The 15,434-nt window shown below is 70.6% G+C and carries 13 protein-coding genes and 1 pseudogene; 10 read left to right on the top strand and 4 right to left on the bottom strand.

Annotation, left to right across the window (positions count from 1 at the left end; all coding sequences use genetic code 11):
• Nucleotides 1–21 precede the first annotated feature (21 nt).
• Nucleotides 22–903: a ScbA/BarX family gamma-butyrolactone biosynthesis protein gene (locus ACYUED_RS34165; protein ID WP_491288452.1), complete on the bottom strand. Its 882-nt coding sequence runs from the start codon at nucleotides 901–903 to the stop codon at nucleotides 22–24.
• Between the two features lie 295 nt (nucleotides 904–1,198).
• On the opposite strand from ACYUED_RS34165, the gene ACYUED_RS34160 reads away from it, so the two are divergent.
• Nucleotides 1,199–2,128: a lytic polysaccharide monooxygenase auxiliary activity family 9 protein gene (locus ACYUED_RS34160; RefSeq protein ID WP_491288451.1), complete on the top strand. Its 930-nt coding sequence runs from the start codon at nucleotides 1,199–1,201 to the stop codon at nucleotides 2,126–2,128.
• An 18-nt stretch (nucleotides 2,129–2,146) separates the two neighbouring features.
• Here the strand turns inward: ACYUED_RS34160 and ACYUED_RS34155 are convergent, their stop codons facing one another.
• A complete protein-coding gene (locus ACYUED_RS34155) occupies nucleotides 2,147–2,800 on the bottom strand; it encodes a Tat pathway signal sequence domain protein (RefSeq protein WP_491288450.1) in 654 nt (217 codons plus the stop codon).
• A gap of 628 nt (nucleotides 2,801–3,428) precedes the next feature.
• On the opposite strand from ACYUED_RS34155, the gene ACYUED_RS34150 reads away from it, so the two are divergent.
• Both ACYUED_RS34150 and ACYUED_RS34145 read left to right on the top strand, forming a co-directional pair.
• Complete coding sequence (locus ACYUED_RS34150; RefSeq protein ID WP_491294560.1) at nucleotides 3,429–4,100, top strand: DUF6230 family protein; 672 nt, start codon at nucleotides 3,429–3,431, stop codon at nucleotides 4,098–4,100.
• Entirely contained in the window at nucleotides 4,100–4,540 is a 441-nt protein-coding gene (locus tag ACYUED_RS34145) for a DUF6114 domain-containing protein (protein ID WP_491288449.1), read from the top strand. Before ACYUED_RS34150 ends, ACYUED_RS34145 begins: the two co-directional genes overlap by 1 nt.
• A gap of 179 nt (nucleotides 4,541–4,719) precedes the next feature.
• Here ACYUED_RS34145 and ACYUED_RS34140 read toward each other — a convergent pair.
• Nucleotides 4,720–4,860, bottom strand: a pseudogene (locus ACYUED_RS34140) (MFS transporter); the annotation flags it as partial.
• 518 nt (nucleotides 4,861–5,378) lie between these two features.
• On the opposite strand from ACYUED_RS34140, the gene ACYUED_RS34135 reads away from it, so the two are divergent.
• The 5 genes from ACYUED_RS34135 to ACYUED_RS34115 all read left to right on the top strand — a co-directional run bounded on the left by ACYUED_RS34135 (nucleotide 5,379) and on the right by ACYUED_RS34115 (nucleotide 10,360).
• Nucleotides 5,379–6,386 (top strand): substrate-binding domain-containing protein, encoded by a 1,008-nt coding sequence (locus ACYUED_RS34135; RefSeq protein ID WP_491288448.1) that lies wholly within the window; start codon nucleotides 5,379–5,381, stop codon nucleotides 6,384–6,386.
• A gap of 165 nt (nucleotides 6,387–6,551) precedes the next feature.
• Nucleotides 6,552–8,993 carry a sensor histidine kinase gene (locus ACYUED_RS34130; RefSeq protein ID WP_491288447.1) on the top strand — a complete coding sequence of 814 codons (2,442 nt, stop codon included), beginning with the start codon at nucleotides 6,552–6,554 and terminating at the stop codon, nucleotides 8,991–8,993.
• A gap of 15 nt (nucleotides 8,994–9,008) precedes the next feature.
• Entirely contained in the window at nucleotides 9,009–9,440 is a 432-nt protein-coding gene (locus tag ACYUED_RS34125) for a roadblock/LC7 domain-containing protein (protein ID WP_491288446.1), read from the top strand.
• A gap of 1 nt (nucleotide 9,441) precedes the next feature.
• On the top strand, nucleotides 9,442–9,798 hold the full coding sequence (locus tag ACYUED_RS34120; RefSeq protein WP_491288445.1) for a DUF742 domain-containing protein: 357 nt from the start codon (nucleotides 9,442–9,444) through the stop codon (nucleotides 9,796–9,798).
• Nucleotides 9,785–10,360 (top strand): GTP-binding protein, encoded by a 576-nt coding sequence (locus ACYUED_RS34115; protein ID WP_491288444.1) that lies wholly within the window; start codon nucleotides 9,785–9,787, stop codon nucleotides 10,358–10,360. The genes ACYUED_RS34120 and ACYUED_RS34115 overlap by 14 nt, the downstream gene beginning before the upstream one ends.
• A gap of 102 nt (nucleotides 10,361–10,462) precedes the next feature.
• Here ACYUED_RS34115 and ACYUED_RS34110 read toward each other — a convergent pair whose 3' ends face one another.
• Nucleotides 10,463–11,422: an ABC transporter substrate-binding protein gene (locus ACYUED_RS34110; RefSeq protein WP_491288443.1), complete on the bottom strand. Its 960-nt coding sequence runs from the start codon at nucleotides 11,420–11,422 to the stop codon at nucleotides 10,463–10,465.
• Between the two features lie 348 nt (nucleotides 11,423–11,770).
• On the opposite strand from ACYUED_RS34110, the gene ACYUED_RS34105 reads away from it, so the two are divergent.
• Nucleotides 11,771–14,941, top strand: a complete 3,171-nt coding sequence (locus tag ACYUED_RS34105; protein WP_491288442.1) for a sensor histidine kinase — start codon at nucleotides 11,771–11,773, stop codon at nucleotides 14,939–14,941.
• Nucleotides 14,938–15,417 carry a roadblock/LC7 domain-containing protein gene (locus tag ACYUED_RS34100; RefSeq protein ID WP_491288441.1) on the top strand — a complete coding sequence of 160 codons (480 nt, stop codon included), beginning with the start codon at nucleotides 14,938–14,940 and terminating at the stop codon, nucleotides 15,415–15,417. The genes ACYUED_RS34105 and ACYUED_RS34100 overlap by 4 nt, the downstream gene beginning before the upstream one ends.
• The last annotated feature ends 17 nt before the right edge of the window (nucleotides 15,418–15,434 follow it).

Raw genomic sequence — 15,434 nt, 5'->3', positions numbered from 1 at the left:
TTACTCCCCGTGAACGATATCTCACCGTGCGGCGGCGTCGACGACGCACTCGAAGACCGTCGACTCGCCCTGTCTTCCCCGGACCTCCAGGCCCGTCCCGTGCCCCTCGGTCACCTCGATCCAGGTGGGTCTGTCCAGCTCGGCGTACTGATGGAAGGTCGCGTGGAAGGACGCGGACCCGGTCGGGTCGGCCGTGCGGGCGCGGGCGGCCTGGCGGGCCGCCTCCAGGAGGAGCATGCCGGGCACGTGGTCGAGTGGATGGTCGAAGAAAACGGGATGGGCGGTATCTACCCGCAGCTGCCGGCGGCCGTGGCGGTCGGGCGGGGCGAGCACGACGTCCGCGGGCAGGGCGCGGCCCACGGCGCCGGCGGGCAGGGCCGACGGAAGCGGCAGTGCCCAGACGGTCGCCGCGGTGCGGCCGCCGCGGATTCTGCGGTAGACGGACTCGCTGGTCCAGCTGACGGCGATGTGCGCGCTCGCGACGCGCTCGCCGCCCAGGCGTACGACGGTGTCGTAGCGGAGCGCGGTGGGGCGCCCCGCGCGGTGGCGGACGTCGAAGACCGTGACGTCGAGGACGGGTTCGGCGGGTGCGGCACCGACGGCGAGATGCTCGGGACAGGTGCTGAGGCGCAGTTCCTTGAGGACGAAGCAGTGGTCGAGCGGGGCGTCGTAGGCGGCGTGCGCGAGGAGTGCCCCGCACTGTCGGACGGTCTCCGCGACGAGCAGCGGCTCGTACGCGGACCGGTCCGGCGACACGTGTAACTGGTGTGCCCGGGGCCACTGCGCGAGAAGCCTGAACCGGTCGGCTCCGGTCCGCTTCCAGTCGGTGAGAAACGTTTCCGCGAGGGCCGCCCGGTGAACAAGCTGACAGGGCACGGTGGCCGTCAGGATCGGTTGAGGCATGTTGCTCCCTCGGTCCCCCGAAAGCGGATGACAGACCAGCCGGAGAGGTGCCGTGGCCGGTGACCGTCAGAGTACGAGGCGACCGGTTGGTTTTCAATGAGACGTCGGTGGCCTCGTGGGGCGTCCGGCGCAGGTGAACGGACGGCGGGCCGCCCCGCACCTCGTCCGCACGGTCCGCACCTTCCGGGACGGGGCGGCGGTCGAGTGGGAGCAGGGACGGTGGTGAACAGGCCGGACCGTTTTTCCGTACTCCCCGGAAGCCCACCGTTCCGCGCCGGCCGAGGAGACGTTCCGGATGCCCCGGATGACCGCACACCGCACCGCCCTGACGGCCGCCCTCGTGACCCCGTTCCTGCTGCCCCTGTGGGCGGCCGGCCCCGCGCAGGCGCACGGCGCACCCACCGATCCCGTCAGCCGGGTCTACGCCTGCTCACCCGACGGCGGCGGCAACGCGCGGTCGGCGGCCTGCAGGGCGGCCGTCGCGGCGAACGGCGCCCCCTTCACCCTGTGGGACAACCTACGGGTGCCGGACGTGGCCGGCCGGGACCGGCAGGTCATCCCGGACGGAAAGCTGTGCAGCGGCGGGCTGAGCGCCTACAAGGGGCTCGACCTGGCCCGCGCCGACTGGCCGTCGACGACGCTGAAGCCGGGCGCGACTCTGACGATGAAATACGCGTCGACGATCCCGCACACCGGCACGTTCAAGCTCTACCTCACCAAGCCCGGCTACGACCCCAGGAAGTCGCTGACCTGGTCCGAACTGCCGGAGCAGCCGTTCGCGGCAGTCAAGGACCCGGCGCTGACGAACGGCGCGTACCGCATCACCGCGAAGCTGCCCTCCGACCGGACCGGGCGCCACGTGCTCTACACGATCTGGCAGAACAGCAGCACGACGGACACCTATTACTCGTGCTCGGACGTGGTGTTCAAGGCGGCCGGGAGCGGCACGGGCGGCGGCTCCGAGGCGGCGGCCTCCACGGGCGGCGGGAGGAAGAGCGCGGGCGGCAGCCCTTCGGCGACGCCCGAGCCCCGAACGACTCCGTCCTGGAGCACCGAGGCCGCGGCGAGCCCGCAGAGGAACACCTCCGCCCCCGACAGCACCCCGGTGGCCTCGGTCTCCACCGACGACTCGGGGCCCTCCGCGCCCATGCTGGCGGGCGGCGCCGCTGCGGTGTTGGTGCTCACCGGCGGCGCCGCCCTGGCGCTGCGTCTACGTCGACGCTGAACTGCCTTTGCGCTGACGTCAGTTGACGTAGACAGCCGCGCCGTTGTCCATCACCGGGGCGTACTTGGCGGTGAAGTAGCCGTTGCTGAAGCAGAGCGACGAGCCGGACGTCTTGGTGAAGTGCTGGCTGGTGAAGTTGATGCTGTTGTCGTCGTTGTTCGCCGTGCCGGTCAGGCCGGGGGCCTGGTAGACGCAGGTGATGCTGCCCAGCAGGGTGGTCAGCTTGACCGTGGTCTGGATGGTGGAGCCGCTGGCCGGCGCCACGGTGATGGCACCGTCTGAGGCCACGGTGGTGGTGTACGGCAGGTTGTCGACCGAGATGCTCTTGACGCCGAGCACGCCGACGACGTTGCTGGTGCAGCTGCTGCTGTCGAAGGTCTGCCCGCTGACCGTCTCGGTGGCCGTGCCCGGCGCGGCGGGGTTGTCGGCGACGGTCGCGGTGAACGTCGACGAGGTGCACTTGACGCCGCTGGTGCCGGTCGCGCTGGAGTAGAGGGTGGCGCTGGTGCCGCCGGCCAGCGGCGCGGTGAGGACGTCGCCGACCGCGGCGGCGGTGCCGCCGGCCGAACCGGTGGTGAGGACCGCGGTGTCGGCGGCCGAGGCGGGCAGGGCCGCGGGGATGGAGAGGGCGGCGACAGCGCCGACGAGGGTGATGAGGGTGCGAGTACGCATGGGGGGTCTCTCTTTTCTGGGATGCGGGGGCCGAAAGTGGCATGGAAGGACGCGAGTCCGCGTCCGCCGTTGCCGGTCCGTGGCGCCTTCTCCGTACGCGACGGGCCGGCAACGGCAACCGGCCGGTGAGCGGCCGAAGACCCGTGGGGAGGGCCGTCGGCCGAGACCGGGCGGGGAGAGGCGGTCCGCACGGACCAGGGGGGAAGTGCCCGTGCGAGACCGTCGGGGGCGTGAGGGCGTGGGGGCGTGGGGGATTCCGGGAACGCGGGCCAATGCCGCGCGGCCGGATCCGGCGCCACGGATCCTGGGGGAAGCCAGGGCAAGTTGTAGACCTGAGGGTCAGTCAACGTCAAGGCGCGATAAGGGAGTTGACGAACATTCAAGGGTGAGACGGGTACCCCTACCGCCCACGAAGGCACAGGTGGGGCACAACCGACACTCTTTTTCCACAACTCTCTTGACCCTTAAATGTAACCACGGGTAACTTCCTCGTCGGCTACTGCGGAGTACGAGAAAGCCCTTGCGTCCGCCGGGAGTTGCGAGGGGTCGTGCGCCGTAGTCCGCTGTCCGCGCCAGGACAACGTGCCGCTGACGCCCAACCCCGCAATGACTATGCATGGGAGCAGAAATGGCCTCGTCCTCGGACGTCACCTCGTCCGCCGACCACACCCCGGGGAATCCCGAAAGCGGTTCCGCACCCGAGCCCGCGAGACGCGGGCGGGTCCGGCTGCGGCGCGCCGCCGTGATGGCCGTGCCGGCCGTCACGGTCGCCGCCGGCCTCGCGATCATGACCGCCGAGGGCGCGCTGGGCGTGCAGTTCTCGATCTCCGGCATGCCGTTCACGGTCACCGCCAAGTCGCTCGACGGCACCGGATTCGAGCAGTTCGGCGACCTCGACAGCATGATCCCGGACAGCCCGAACGCGGGCGACACCGGTGGGCAGGTGCTGATCGTCACCTCCGCCATCAAGAACGCGACGCTGGACAGCCTGTGCCAGAGCGTCGACCTGGGCGGCACGAACCTGCTCATCAAGGCGGGCAGCGGCTCTTCGAAGGTCAAGGCGAGCAACCTGACCACCGACTCGACCGAGCTGTCGGGCGACGCGTCCTTCAACAACATCGAGATCGGCAACGACGCCAGCACGCTCACCAAGGCCGGGGTCAAGGGCAAGGCGGGTGTCTTCAGCCAGCAGGCCGACACCGTGCACATCGACAACCTGCGGCAGACCAACTACGCGACCACAGCCGCCGTGTTCAAGCTTCCGGGCCTGAAACTCAGCTTCAGCGACTCGGGTTGCTGATGTCGGGCTCCCCGAAACAAGGCGTGCGGCCCGCTTTCCGTCAGTGGCGGGCCCGCCGTCCGTTCCTGGGCGGGCTGCTGCTCGCCCTGGGCGGGGCGGAGATCCTGCTCACCGAGAAGGCCTCGCTGAAGGTCATCATGCACATCGGCATGCAGGGCCTGGCCGGCTATCTGCTGCCCACCGTCATGCTGCTGTGCGGCCTGCTGATCCTCTTCAGCCCGGCCCAACGCCTGTTCTACTCGATCATCGGTGTCCTGTGCTCCCTGGGCAGCTGGCTCACCTCGAACCTCGGCGGCTTCTTCATCGGCCTGCTCCTGGGAGTCGTCGGCAGCTGCCTCGCGTTCGGCTGGCTGCCGGACCAGGAGCCGCGCCGCGGCCGACGGCAACGGCGCAAGGAAGCGCGGACGGCGAAGAACGTACCGGAAGCGGTACAGCTGTAGCGGCGCCGGTCCGGGCCACACCGAGGAACTGAAGAACGTGTCCGTGCCGGACGACCTGGACCGCGCGCTGATCCACGCGCTGCACATCGACGGCCGCGCCCTTCAGCAGGATCGCCGCCAACCGGTCCGCAGACCGCCGCGAGACCCATGACGGGCCCGATGCTGCCGAGCGCCCTGGACATCTCGGGTCCGGCGAACATCGCCTTGATCAGACCGATGGTCTGGGGAATGATCACGGTCGCCGCCGCGCCCCGCACCACCCGGAAGGCGATCAGCACTCCCACCGACGGCGCGGCGGCACACGCGGCGGACGCGAGCATGAATCCCGTGACGCCGAGGACGAACAGTCTCTTGCGGCCGGCGATGTCCAGGAGCTGGCAGCAAATGTCACTCCTGGACACTGTTTAGGAACGGTTCCTCTCCACCGTCGTCGACACACATCGGCCGGCCCCCGGAGCGGGGCGCCGGCCGCATCGTTTCCACGGCTCAGCGTGGAAGCGGCGGGCGAGGGCCCTCCAGCCACGGCTCCGAGAGGGCGGATTCCTTCCGTCGACGCCGCTCTCGATGGCGATTTCCCACGCGCCGGCCAACGCCTGGCGGTGACGGCTGCTGCTCAGGTGGTTTGCGTGGCCCCCGAGCTGACGAGGCTGGATGCATCATCACGATGCGGCACCGACAACTCACTCAAGGTTGCTGATCACTTGACTACCGGCGGTCACACGCGATTGGCTCCGGCCAGCGAGATTTTCCCGGACGCTGTACGACGTACCGGACGTCGTTCGGGACCGCTCTCTCGCCGTTCCTCTTGCTCGGCCGCACAGCGAGGTACCGCACCCTCATGAACACTTCTCCCCCACCTCCCCTCCCCCGCAGATGCGCGCGCGTCTGCGCCCTGGCCGCGCTCGTCTGCCTGCTCGCGGCCGGCTGCTCCGGATCCGGTGTCGGCGACTCCACCGCGGACACCGTCGGCAAGGCGGGCGGCGGCCGTCTCAAGGTCGCCCTGGTCACGCACGCCTCGGACGGCGACACCTTCTGGAACCTGGTGCGCAAGGGCGCCGAGGCGGCCGCCGCGAAGGACGGCATCGACCTGACGTATGCCAACGACCCCGACTCGGCTGGGCAGGCCGAGCTGGTGCGGGACGCGGTCCGGCAGAAGGTCGACGGCATCGCGCTGACCCTCGCCAAGCCGCAGGCGATGAAGGGCCCGGTGGCCGCGGCCAAGGCGGCGGACATACCCGTGGCCGGCCTCAACTCGGGCATCGACTCCTGGCAGTCCGAGGGGGTCCTGGAGTTCTTCGGCGAGGACGAGAGCCTGGCAGGACGGGCGGTCGGCGACAAGCTGGACGGCCTCGAGGCCCGGCACGCGCTGTGCGTCATCCACGAACGCGGCAACGTTGCCCTGGAGGCCCGCTGCGCCGGTGTGAAGAAGACCTTCGACGGCACCACCGAGAACCTCTACGTCGAGGGCACCGACGCGAACGCGACCGGGGCCGCGATCACCGCCAGACTGCGGCAGGACCCGACGATCGACGAAGTGGTCACGCTGGGCGCCCCGTTCGCGCTGACCGCGGTGAAGTCGGTGAAGCAGTCCGGCAGCAGGGCCCGGGTCGCCACCTTCGACCTGAACCAGGACCTGGTGAAAGCGGTCGAGAGCGGCGACGTGCAGTTCGCGGTCGACCAGCAGCCGTATCTGCAGGGCTATCTCGCGGTGGACGGGCTGTGGCTGTACCGGACCAACGGCAACGTCAGCGGCGGCGGTGTGTCCCCCGTGCTCACCGGCCCGGCGTTCGTGACCAGGACGAACGTGGCCTCCGTGGCCCGGTTCGCGGCAGGCGGCACGCGCTGATCCGCACACCGCACGACAGTTCGTACACCAACGTCTCGAAAGATTCGGAGACCTGCGGCTTGTGCGGCCACTTGCACGGATAGCATCCTGTGCACCCCTTCTCTCCCCCGCTCCCGGCCACCCCCGGTGTTCTCCCCTTTCCCCCGCTGATCGCCTAGGACCACGATGCCTGAACGGACAGGTGCCCGGCGCCGTCTCGGCTCCATACGTCTCTCCCTGATCCTGCTGGCGCTGGTGCCCAGCGTCACCCTCGCCGCCATGTGGGGCATCACGACCAAGCAGATGTTCGACGAGGGGCTACGGCTGCGCGCGCAGACCCAGCTGAGCCGGTCGACCGGCGCCATGGGCACCGAAGCGACGCTCGCGCTGCAGCGGGAGCGCACCCTGTCGGCGGCCTGGCTGGCCGACCCGCACGGCTCCCGGGCCGCGCTGGAGGCACAGCGCAACGAGACCGACAAGGCGGTCGCGAAGCTGGTCGGACAGTCCGACGCGATCAACAAGGCACCCGAGCGCGTCTCGGACCGGATGTACTCGGTCCTCGGTTCGGTGGGCAGCCTGGAGTACTACCGGGGCCAGGTGGACGACCCCACCGGCATCACCGCCGCGCAGGCGCTGGAACAGTACAGCTCGATCATCGACGACCAGATCCACGCCTTCCAGGAGCTCTCCCAGGTCGATGACGGGGACCTCACCTCGCAGGCCGGGCCGCTGGTCGCCCTGGAGTACGCGGCGGAGCTGGTCTCCCAGGAGGACGCGCAGCTCACCATGGCCTGGCCGTCCGGGCATCTGAGCGAGACGGAGTGGAGCACGTTCGCGGAGCTGGTCGCCTCCCGGCGCTGGCTCGTCCAGGACCAGATCGTCCCGGCGCTGAGCGGCGGTGCCAAGACACAGACCGAGCGGATTCTGCAGAGCCCCGAGTGGCAGACCCTGCAGGACATCGAGGACCAGGTGCGCGCGGCCCGGCCCTCCGCCACCGACGGGAAGGTCGCGCTGCCCGACGCGCGGCGGCGCACGGCGTGGGCCACCGCGTTCGACAAGGTCGGCGACCAGTACGCGCGGCTGATCGACAACCAGACGTCCGGCCTGCTCGACCACAGCGCCGACAAGGCCGGCAACCTGCTGCTCACCGCCGCCTCGCTCAGCGCGGGCGGGCTGATCGCCCTGCTGCTGTGCGTGGGCATGTCCTGGCGGATCACCCGCTCCCTGTCCCGGCGGCTGCGCGGCCTGAGGGAGGCCACCCTGAGCCTGGCCGAGGAACGGCTGCCGGACGTCGTGGCCCGCCTCGACCGGGGCGAGACGGTCGACGCGGACCTCGCGGCCCCGCCGCTGGACTACGGCAGTGACGAACTCGGCCAGGTGGCACGGGCGTTCAACAAGGCGCAGCGCACGGCGGTGCACACCGCGGTCGAACTCGCCGACACGCGGCGCGGTTTCCAGAAGGTCATTCTCGGCATCGCCCGGCAGAGCCAGAACCTGATCAACCTGCAGCTCACCAAGCTCGACGCGCTGGAGCGCCGGCACTCCGACCCGGACGTCCTCAGCGGCCTGTACGAACTGGACTCCACGGCCAGCCAGTTGCGCCGCTACGAGGAGAACCTGGTCATCATCAGCGGCGAGCAGCCCAGGCGCAGCTGGCGGGAGCCGGTCGCGCTGGTCGACATCCTGCGCAGCGCCGTCGGCGAGGTCGCCGAGTACCAGCGGGTCGAGGTGCACACCGACGAGGACGTGTGTCTGGCCCCGCCCGCGGTGGCCGACGTGATCCACCTGCTCGCCGAGCTGATCGACAACGCGACCGTGTTCTCGCCCGTGCCGGCCCCCGTCGCGGTGCGCGCCGCACTGGTGGCCAAGGGCCTGGCCGTGGAGGTCGAGGACCGCGGTCTCGGCATGTTGGAGGAGGACTACGCCTCCTTCAACGCCCAGTTGGCGGTGGAGCCGCAGTTCGACGTGGTGGCGCTGGCCGACGACCTCAGGCTCGGCATGTTCGTGATCGCCCGCCTCGCCACCCGGCACGGCATCGCGGTCACCCTGCGCCCGTCGCCGTACGGCGGAACGACGGCGATCGTACTGCTCCCGCACGAGATCGTCGTACGGGAGTCGCCGGCAACCGGCGGCTCCTCCGCTCCGGCGGAGCCGGCCACCGGGGAGAAGCCCGCGGAGCCCGTGCGGGAGCCGGACCCAGCAGCGCCCGCCCGCACCGTCCCCACACCCACACCCACACCCACACCCACACCCACACCCACCCTCCCGTCCTCCGCCCGGCGCGAAGGTGTCACCCCGCTCCCGCGCCGCGTGCCCCAGACCAGTCTGGCCGCCGAGCTGCGCGAGGAACCCGCCGGTGACGAACACGACGGCCACGCCGAGGAGTTCACCGCGGAGCGGGCCGCTGCCTCGCTCGCCGGTTTCCAGCGGGGCACGCTCCGGGCGCGCGACGACGACGCAGACAAGCACTACGACGAGTGCGACCAGTACGACCAGTACGACCAGGAGGACGCATCCGTGTCTCGGGAACCGGATGCGCGCCTCCCCACCGAAGGCACCACCTCCGCCGCTCTGAACTGCGCCAGAGCAGGGGGACCCCCGTCCTCGACACCGCCCGCCGACCGCTGACGAAGGAACACCGCCATGACACGCCCCATCCCCGCCACCCATACCCAGCTCGACCAGTTGCTGACCGGACTCGTGGAGCGGGTCGCCGAGGTGAACCACGCCGTCGTGCTCTCGGAGGACGGGCTGGTCGTCAGCAGGTCCACCGGGTTCCTGCGCGACGACGCCGAGCGGCTGGCGGCCACCGCGTCGGGGCTGATGAGCCTGAGCAAGGGCGCCAGCATGGACTTCCGCGGCGGCCCGGTGCGCCAGGCGCTGATCGAGATGGCGCACGGCTATCTGATACTGACCTCGGCCGGCCCGGGCGCCCACCTTGTCGTCCTCACCAGCCAGGGCGCGGACGTGGGCGTGGTGGCGTACCAGATGAACATGCTGGTGAAGAAGATCGGCGAGCACCTCAGCGCGGCGCCGCGGGCGGGCCTCGGCCCGACCGCCGAATCCGGCGCGTGAGGTGAGCTCGGGCGACACGGCAGGCCGCCTTGTACGACTGTTCGCGCTGACCGGCGGACGGACCCGGCCCAGCCGTGCCGACTTCACACTCATCACGACGGTGACCGCGGTGGACCCGCCGCCGACCTTGGCCACCCGGCCGCAGCCCGAGCACCAGCGCATCCTGCGCCGCTGCGCCGAGCCGATCGCCGTCGCGGAACTCGCCGCGCTGCTGGACCTGCCGGTGAGCGTGGTGGTGATCATGCTCTGCGATCTCCTGGAGACGGGTCGCATCACCGCCCGCGCTCCGCACCCCGTCTCCTGCCATCCGGATCCGGACCTGCTGCAGAAAGTGAGGGACGGCCTTGGCCGGCTCTGACGCCATCACCCGGGCGGCGCCCGACACGGTGAAGATACTGATCGCCGGGGGCTTCGGCGTCGGCAAGACCACCATGGTCGGCTCGGTCAGCGAGATCGCCCCGCTGCGCACGGAGGAACGCCTGACCGCGGCCGGCCTGGGTGTCGACGACCTCGACGGCATCGAGGAGAAGCAGGCCACCACCGTGGCCCTGGACTTCGGCCGCATCACCATCAGCCGCGACCTGATCCTCTATCTCTTCGGCACCCCCGGCCAGCAGCGCTTCTGGTTCATGTGGAACGACCTCGCCCTGGGCGCGCTGGGCGCGGTCGTCCTCGTCGACGTACGCCGCCCGGACACCAGCTTCGCCGCCATCGACTTCTTCGAACGCCGGGGCATCCCCTTCGTCGTCGGCGTCAACGGCTTCCACGGCGAGCATCCCTACCCGCCCGACGAGATCCGCGAGGCCCTCGCCCTCCCGGACCACGTCCAGGTCCTGCTGTGCGACGCCCGCAAGCGGGAGTCGTCGCGGGACGTACTGATCGCGCTGATCGACCAGTTGATCGCAGCCCAACAGGGCTGAACCAGTTCCGCATACCGGGCAGGACCACGACGGGGCGGGTGCCCCCTCGTGTGGAGGGGGCACCCGCGCCGGTGTGCCGGAGATCGTCCCGGGGACGTCGGATCAGCCGAGGCCCGCCGTCTTCAGCCAGGCCTTGGCGACGTCCAGCGGGTCCTTGTTCTCGAGCTGCACCTGGGAGTCCAGGTCGAGCAGGGACTTGGTGTCGAGCTTGGCCGCGACCGCGTTCAGTGCGGCGACGCCGTCCGAGGACAGGCCGCTCTTGTAGACCAGCGGCTGCACGTTCTCGAAGCCGAAGAGGTTCTTCGGGTCCTGGAGGACGACGTGCTTCTCCTTGACGATGGTCGGGTCGGTGGTGAAGAGGTCCGCGGCCTGCACCGTGTTCTTCTTCAGCGCCGCCTGGGTCAGCGGACCGCCCGCGTCCAGCGGTTTGAAGCTCTCGAAGTCCAGGCCGTACACCGACTTCAGGCCCACCAGGCCCTGCTGCCGGGTCTGGAACTCCGGCGAGGCACCTATGGTCAGGTCCTTCGCGATGTCCTTGAGGTCCGCGATGCTGGACTGGGACGTCAGCTTGTACTTGTCGGCGGTGGCCTTGTTGACCGTGACCGAGTCCTTGTCCTGCGCGGACGCGGGGTCGAGGAGCGTCAGCTTGGAGTCCAGCTTGGCCTCGATCGCGGCCGTCGTGGCCTCGACCGTCTTCGGCGTCGCCTTGGGGTCGAGGTAGGCCAGCAGCGCGCCGTTGTACTCGGGCAGCACGGTGATGGAGCCGTTCTTCAGCAGCCCGTACGTCGTCTCGCGGCTGCCGATGTTCGGCTTGTAAGTGACCTTGACTCCCTTGGCCTTCAGGGCCTCGCCGTAGATGTCGGCGATCAGGATGCTCTCGGCGAAGTTGTTCGAGCCGACGACCACGGTCTTGCCGTCGGACTTGCCTCCCTGGAGCGGGTCGGAGGACTTGTTGCCGTCGGAGGAGCCACATCCCGCCAGCAGGGCCGTGGTTGCGACGAGCGCGACGGCCGCCGCGGAATAGCTCCTGATGGACCTGGGGCGTGGGGCTTTGGAAGTCACGATTCCCGTTCCGGACTCTGGGGACAGATGAGAAGCAATCTCTGGCACTGATCCAATCCAGCGCGTTCTTATTCAGTCAAGAGCAGCCGGGTCACCAATTGGCCTCAATGCGTGATCAGTTATGAATGCAGTGTGAACAGAAGGGAATGGATCCGGAGTCGCTTTGTAACGGATTCTTGACGCAGGGCGACGTGCTTGATCGTTCAATGAGGCGGTAGTCTCACCGCAGTTGGCGTCGGCCACGGCGGTATACGGGGACCGCTCGGTGCCATCCTGCACCAATTTCAGCGATCAGAATCGGTCATCCGCGTGGTCACGCGCGATGAGACCCCCCATGGAGGAGGCCCGGTGTCCACGACCGAGGTGGACGCGCCGGCCCGGCCGGCCCCGTCGCCACTCAGGGGTGGCATACGAGGCTTCGCCGACCGGTGGCCCTTCCGGCGCAAGTTGAACCTCCTGGTCGGCATACCCCTGGCCGTCGTCGCCACGCTGCTCTCCTATCTCATCGCCGACCAGGTGGGCCAGGCGCGGGACGCGGCGTCCGCGGCGGACACGGTGCGCAACAGCGAGCAAGTGGTGTCGCTGGTCAACGAGGTGGAGCGCGAGCACCAACTGGCGGTCCTGCTCTCCGTGCGCTACGAGGCCGGAGGCCGCGGCGCCAGGTCCACCCTGTCCGCCTACCGCAAGGCGCAGAACGCGGTCGACGCGCGGATCGTGAAGGTGCGCGACTCCTTCGGCGACGCGCTGCCGGACGGCGAGGCGCAGGCGCTGAAGGAGGTCGAGGGCCTCACCAGCCTGCGCGAGACGGTCGAGCAGGGCTATCTGCCCGCGAGCAACATCGACCCCGCCTACGACAACGCCACCAGGACCGTGATCGACGGTCTCGGCCTGGACCGCGACGCCGAGCTGGCCGCCACCTTCACCGGCAACCTGCTGGACTCACTGCTGCGGGCCGACGCCGCGCACGGCTCCTTCGAGACCGGCGTGTTCTCCGCGACGACCGGCGACACCAACGCGCTGATCGAGTTCACCACCGCCGTGGGCGCGCACCAGCTCTACATCAGCCAGGCCGAGCGCTTCGCCCGCTTCGGCACCGCGCAGCAGGCCGACGAGCTCGCCGACATCGAGCACACCAGCTCCCAGCGGGCCATCACCGAGGCCTACGCCGAGCTCCAGGTCGCTCCCAGCACCCTCCAGGCGAGCACGCCGGCGGAGATCAAGGCCGCGTTCGAGAAGGCCCTGAACGACTACCCCGCCTATCCGCAGCAGGCGGAGAGCCGGCTGAAGATCACCTCGACGCTCATCGACCAGATCGCCGACGATGCCGACAGCGCGTCGACGAGCGCCTGGTGGCGCGCGGGCCTGCTGCTGGCCGCCGCCCTGCTCGGGTTCGTCCTCTGGCTCGCCTTCTCGGTACTGGTGCGCCGCTCGGTGGTGCGGCCGGTGCAGGCGCTCACCGGCGCCGCCCGGGAGGTCGCCGACGTGGCGGGGCGCGAGCTGGCGCGGGTGGCCGACGACGACGCCGAGGACGACAGCGCGCCGATGCTGCGCGAGATGCCGGTCACCGCGCGCGACGAGATCGGCGAGCTGGCCGAGGTGATCAACCGGGTGCAGACCACCGCGGTCGCCCTGCTGGAGCGGCAGGTGCTCAGCCGCCGCAACGTCGCCGAGATGTTCGGCAACGTCGGCCGCCGCGTCAGCAACCTGACGACCCGTCAACTCGCGTTGATCGACGCGGTGGAGCGCGGCGAGACCGACCCCGCCCTGCTGGAGCGCCTCTACTCCATCGACCACATCGCCGTCCGTCTGCGCCGCAACGCCGACAGTCTGATGCTGCTCGCCGGCATCCGCGAGACGGTCCTCGACTCGGGCCCGACGGCGCTCACCAACGTCGTACGCGCCGCGCTCGGCCAGATCGAGGGCTTCCAGCGGGTACGGCTGCACGCCCGCACCGAGGTCATGGTGGAGCCCGACATCATCGGCGACCTGACGCTGATGATGGCCGAACTCCTGGAGAACGCCGTGTCGTTCTCGCCCGAGGACAGCCCGGTCGAGGTGTACGTGCGCGACACCTCGGGCGCGGACACGACGCATGCCGGGGGCGCGTCCATCGTGATCTCCGACCACGGCCTGGGCATGAGCCCCGATCGGCTCGCCCAGGAGAACGCGCGGCTGATCCGCCGCGAGCGGCTGGACGTGGTGCCGACGAAGGTGCTCGGCCTGTTCGTGGTCGGCAGCCTCGCGCGCCGCTGGGACGTCGCCGTCGAACTGTCCCGCACGCCGGGCGGCGGGATGACGGCGGAGGTGACGGTGCCGTCGTCGCTGCTGCTGGCGATGAGCCCGATGGTCGTCTCCGCCGGTCCTGCGGTCGGGAAGCGCCCCGAACTGTCCGGCCCGGCGGGTCCCGCGGGAGGTGCGGACGGTTCGGCCGGCTTCGCGCTCTCGGCGGGCGCGTACGGCAACCCCGCCGATGCCGCCGGTTCCACCTGGCGCAAGGCCGCGAGTTGGGGTGCCGGCGCCGACCGGTCCGGTGCTGCACCGATGACCGGCGCCGTCTCCGGGCCCCGGCCGTCCGCCACCGGCGAGGAGGACACCGGGTTGCCGCACGACACCGGCCTCGACGGCCGACCCGGCCCGCTCCCGCGCCGGGTGCCCCGCCGGGAGACCGCCACGGACACACCACCCGCGAGCCCGTCCACGACCACGGACGCGACAGCCCCCGTCGCGACGACGGGCCCGGCGCCGACACCCGCCGTTGGCACCGCGGGCCAGGCCCCGGAAACCCGCGGTGCCGTCGCGGGCCCGACGCCGACCATCCCCGGCAGCACGGCGGGCCCGACCCCGACAACCCCCGGCACCGTCACAGGCCAGCCCCCGGGAACCCCCGGTTCCATCGCGCGCCACACCCCGACAACAGCCGATGCCGCCGCGGGCCCGACCCCGAGAACCTCCGGCACCGTCACAGGCCAGGCCCCGGAAACTCCCGGTTCTTTCGCGCGCCCGACCCCGACGCCCCCCGGCACAATCACCCACTCGACCCCGGAAACCGGCGCTGTCGTAGGTGCCGGCTTCGGTGGGGTGTCCGGGGCCGGGGCGGCGAGTCCCTTCGTGCCGCAGGCCCGTGCCGAAGCGGCCGAGGGGGTGAGTCACCGTCGGTCCGACGATTCAACCCCCGCCGGGCAGGGCGGGCTTGCCGAACCGGTATCGTCTTCCCAGGTCCGGCCAGGTGTGACAACGCCGTCCGCCCAGGCCGGGACCGGCCTGACGCCCCCCGGCGACGGCTCCTCCCGCCCCCTGCGCCGCCGCGTGCGCGGTGCCACGCTCCGTACGACCGTCGACACCGGCCAGCAGGCGGCACGGCAGGCCCCGCGGCTCGCCGACGCGGCTGCCGTGCGGGACGCGCTGGACGAGTTCGAAGCGGCCGTGGAGCGGGCGCACCGGGACAGCGGCGCCCGCCACCGGCCCGCGGCCAACGACCCGCATGACCAGAACCACCTCCCGGAAGGAGCCGAGCAGTGAGCACGTCGACAGATGCCACTCCCCCCAGGGGAGCCACCACGCCGGCCGAACTGCAGGCCGCAGCAGCCGACTTCAACTGGCTGCTCAACCGTTTCGCCACCGAGACCGCCGGCGTCGTAGACGCCATCGCGGTCTCCTCGGACGGGCTGCTCATCGCCGTGGCGGAACTGCACGAGCGCGCCCACTCGGAGCGCCTCGCCGCGATCGTCTCCGGCATCACCAGCCTCGCCGCCGGAGCATCCGGCAACTACGGCCTCGGCGGGCTCAACAAGGTCATCATCGACCTTGAGGGCGGTCATGTCATCGTCTCCGCGATCGGCAGCGGCGCCGTCCTCGGCGTGGTCGCCGACAAGGAGGCGAAGCTGGGCAACATCGCCTACGAGATGACGCTGTTCGCCAACCGGGCCGGCAGCGCGCTCAACCCCCAGCTCGTGCTCCAGCTCAAGAACAGCGTCGGCGCGGCGTCGGCACGCTGACCGGTCGCTGCTGTCAG

Source organism: Streptomyces sp. DF42 (assembly GCF_058267695.1).
The sequence above is the reverse complement of the archived record's forward strand: the minus strand, read 5'-3'. Positions and strand labels throughout refer to the sequence as shown.

Coding starts and splice junctions, on each gene's coding strand:
- ACYUED_RS34165 (WP_491288452.1), bottom strand. CDS start 903: ATGCCTCAACCGATCCTGACGGCCACCGTGCCCTGTCAGCTTGTTCAC.
- ACYUED_RS34160 (WP_491288451.1), top strand. CDS start 1,199: ATGCCCCGGATGACCGCACACCGCACCGCCCTGACGGCCGCCCTCGTG.
- ACYUED_RS34155 (WP_491288450.1), bottom strand. CDS start 2,800: ATGCGTACTCGCACCCTCATCACCCTCGTCGGCGCTGTCGCCGCCCTC.
- ACYUED_RS34150 (WP_491294560.1), top strand. CDS start 3,429: ATGGCCTCGTCCTCGGACGTCACCTCGTCCGCCGACCACACCCCGGGG.
- ACYUED_RS34145 (WP_491288449.1), top strand. CDS start 4,100: ATGTCGGGCTCCCCGAAACAAGGCGTGCGGCCCGCTTTCCGTCAGTGG.
- ACYUED_RS34135 (WP_491288448.1), top strand. CDS start 5,379: ATGAACACTTCTCCCCCACCTCCCCTCCCCCGCAGATGCGCGCGCGTC.
- ACYUED_RS34130 (WP_491288447.1), top strand. CDS start 6,552: ATGCCTGAACGGACAGGTGCCCGGCGCCGTCTCGGCTCCATACGTCTC.
- ACYUED_RS34125 (WP_491288446.1), top strand. CDS start 9,009: ATGACACGCCCCATCCCCGCCACCCATACCCAGCTCGACCAGTTGCTG.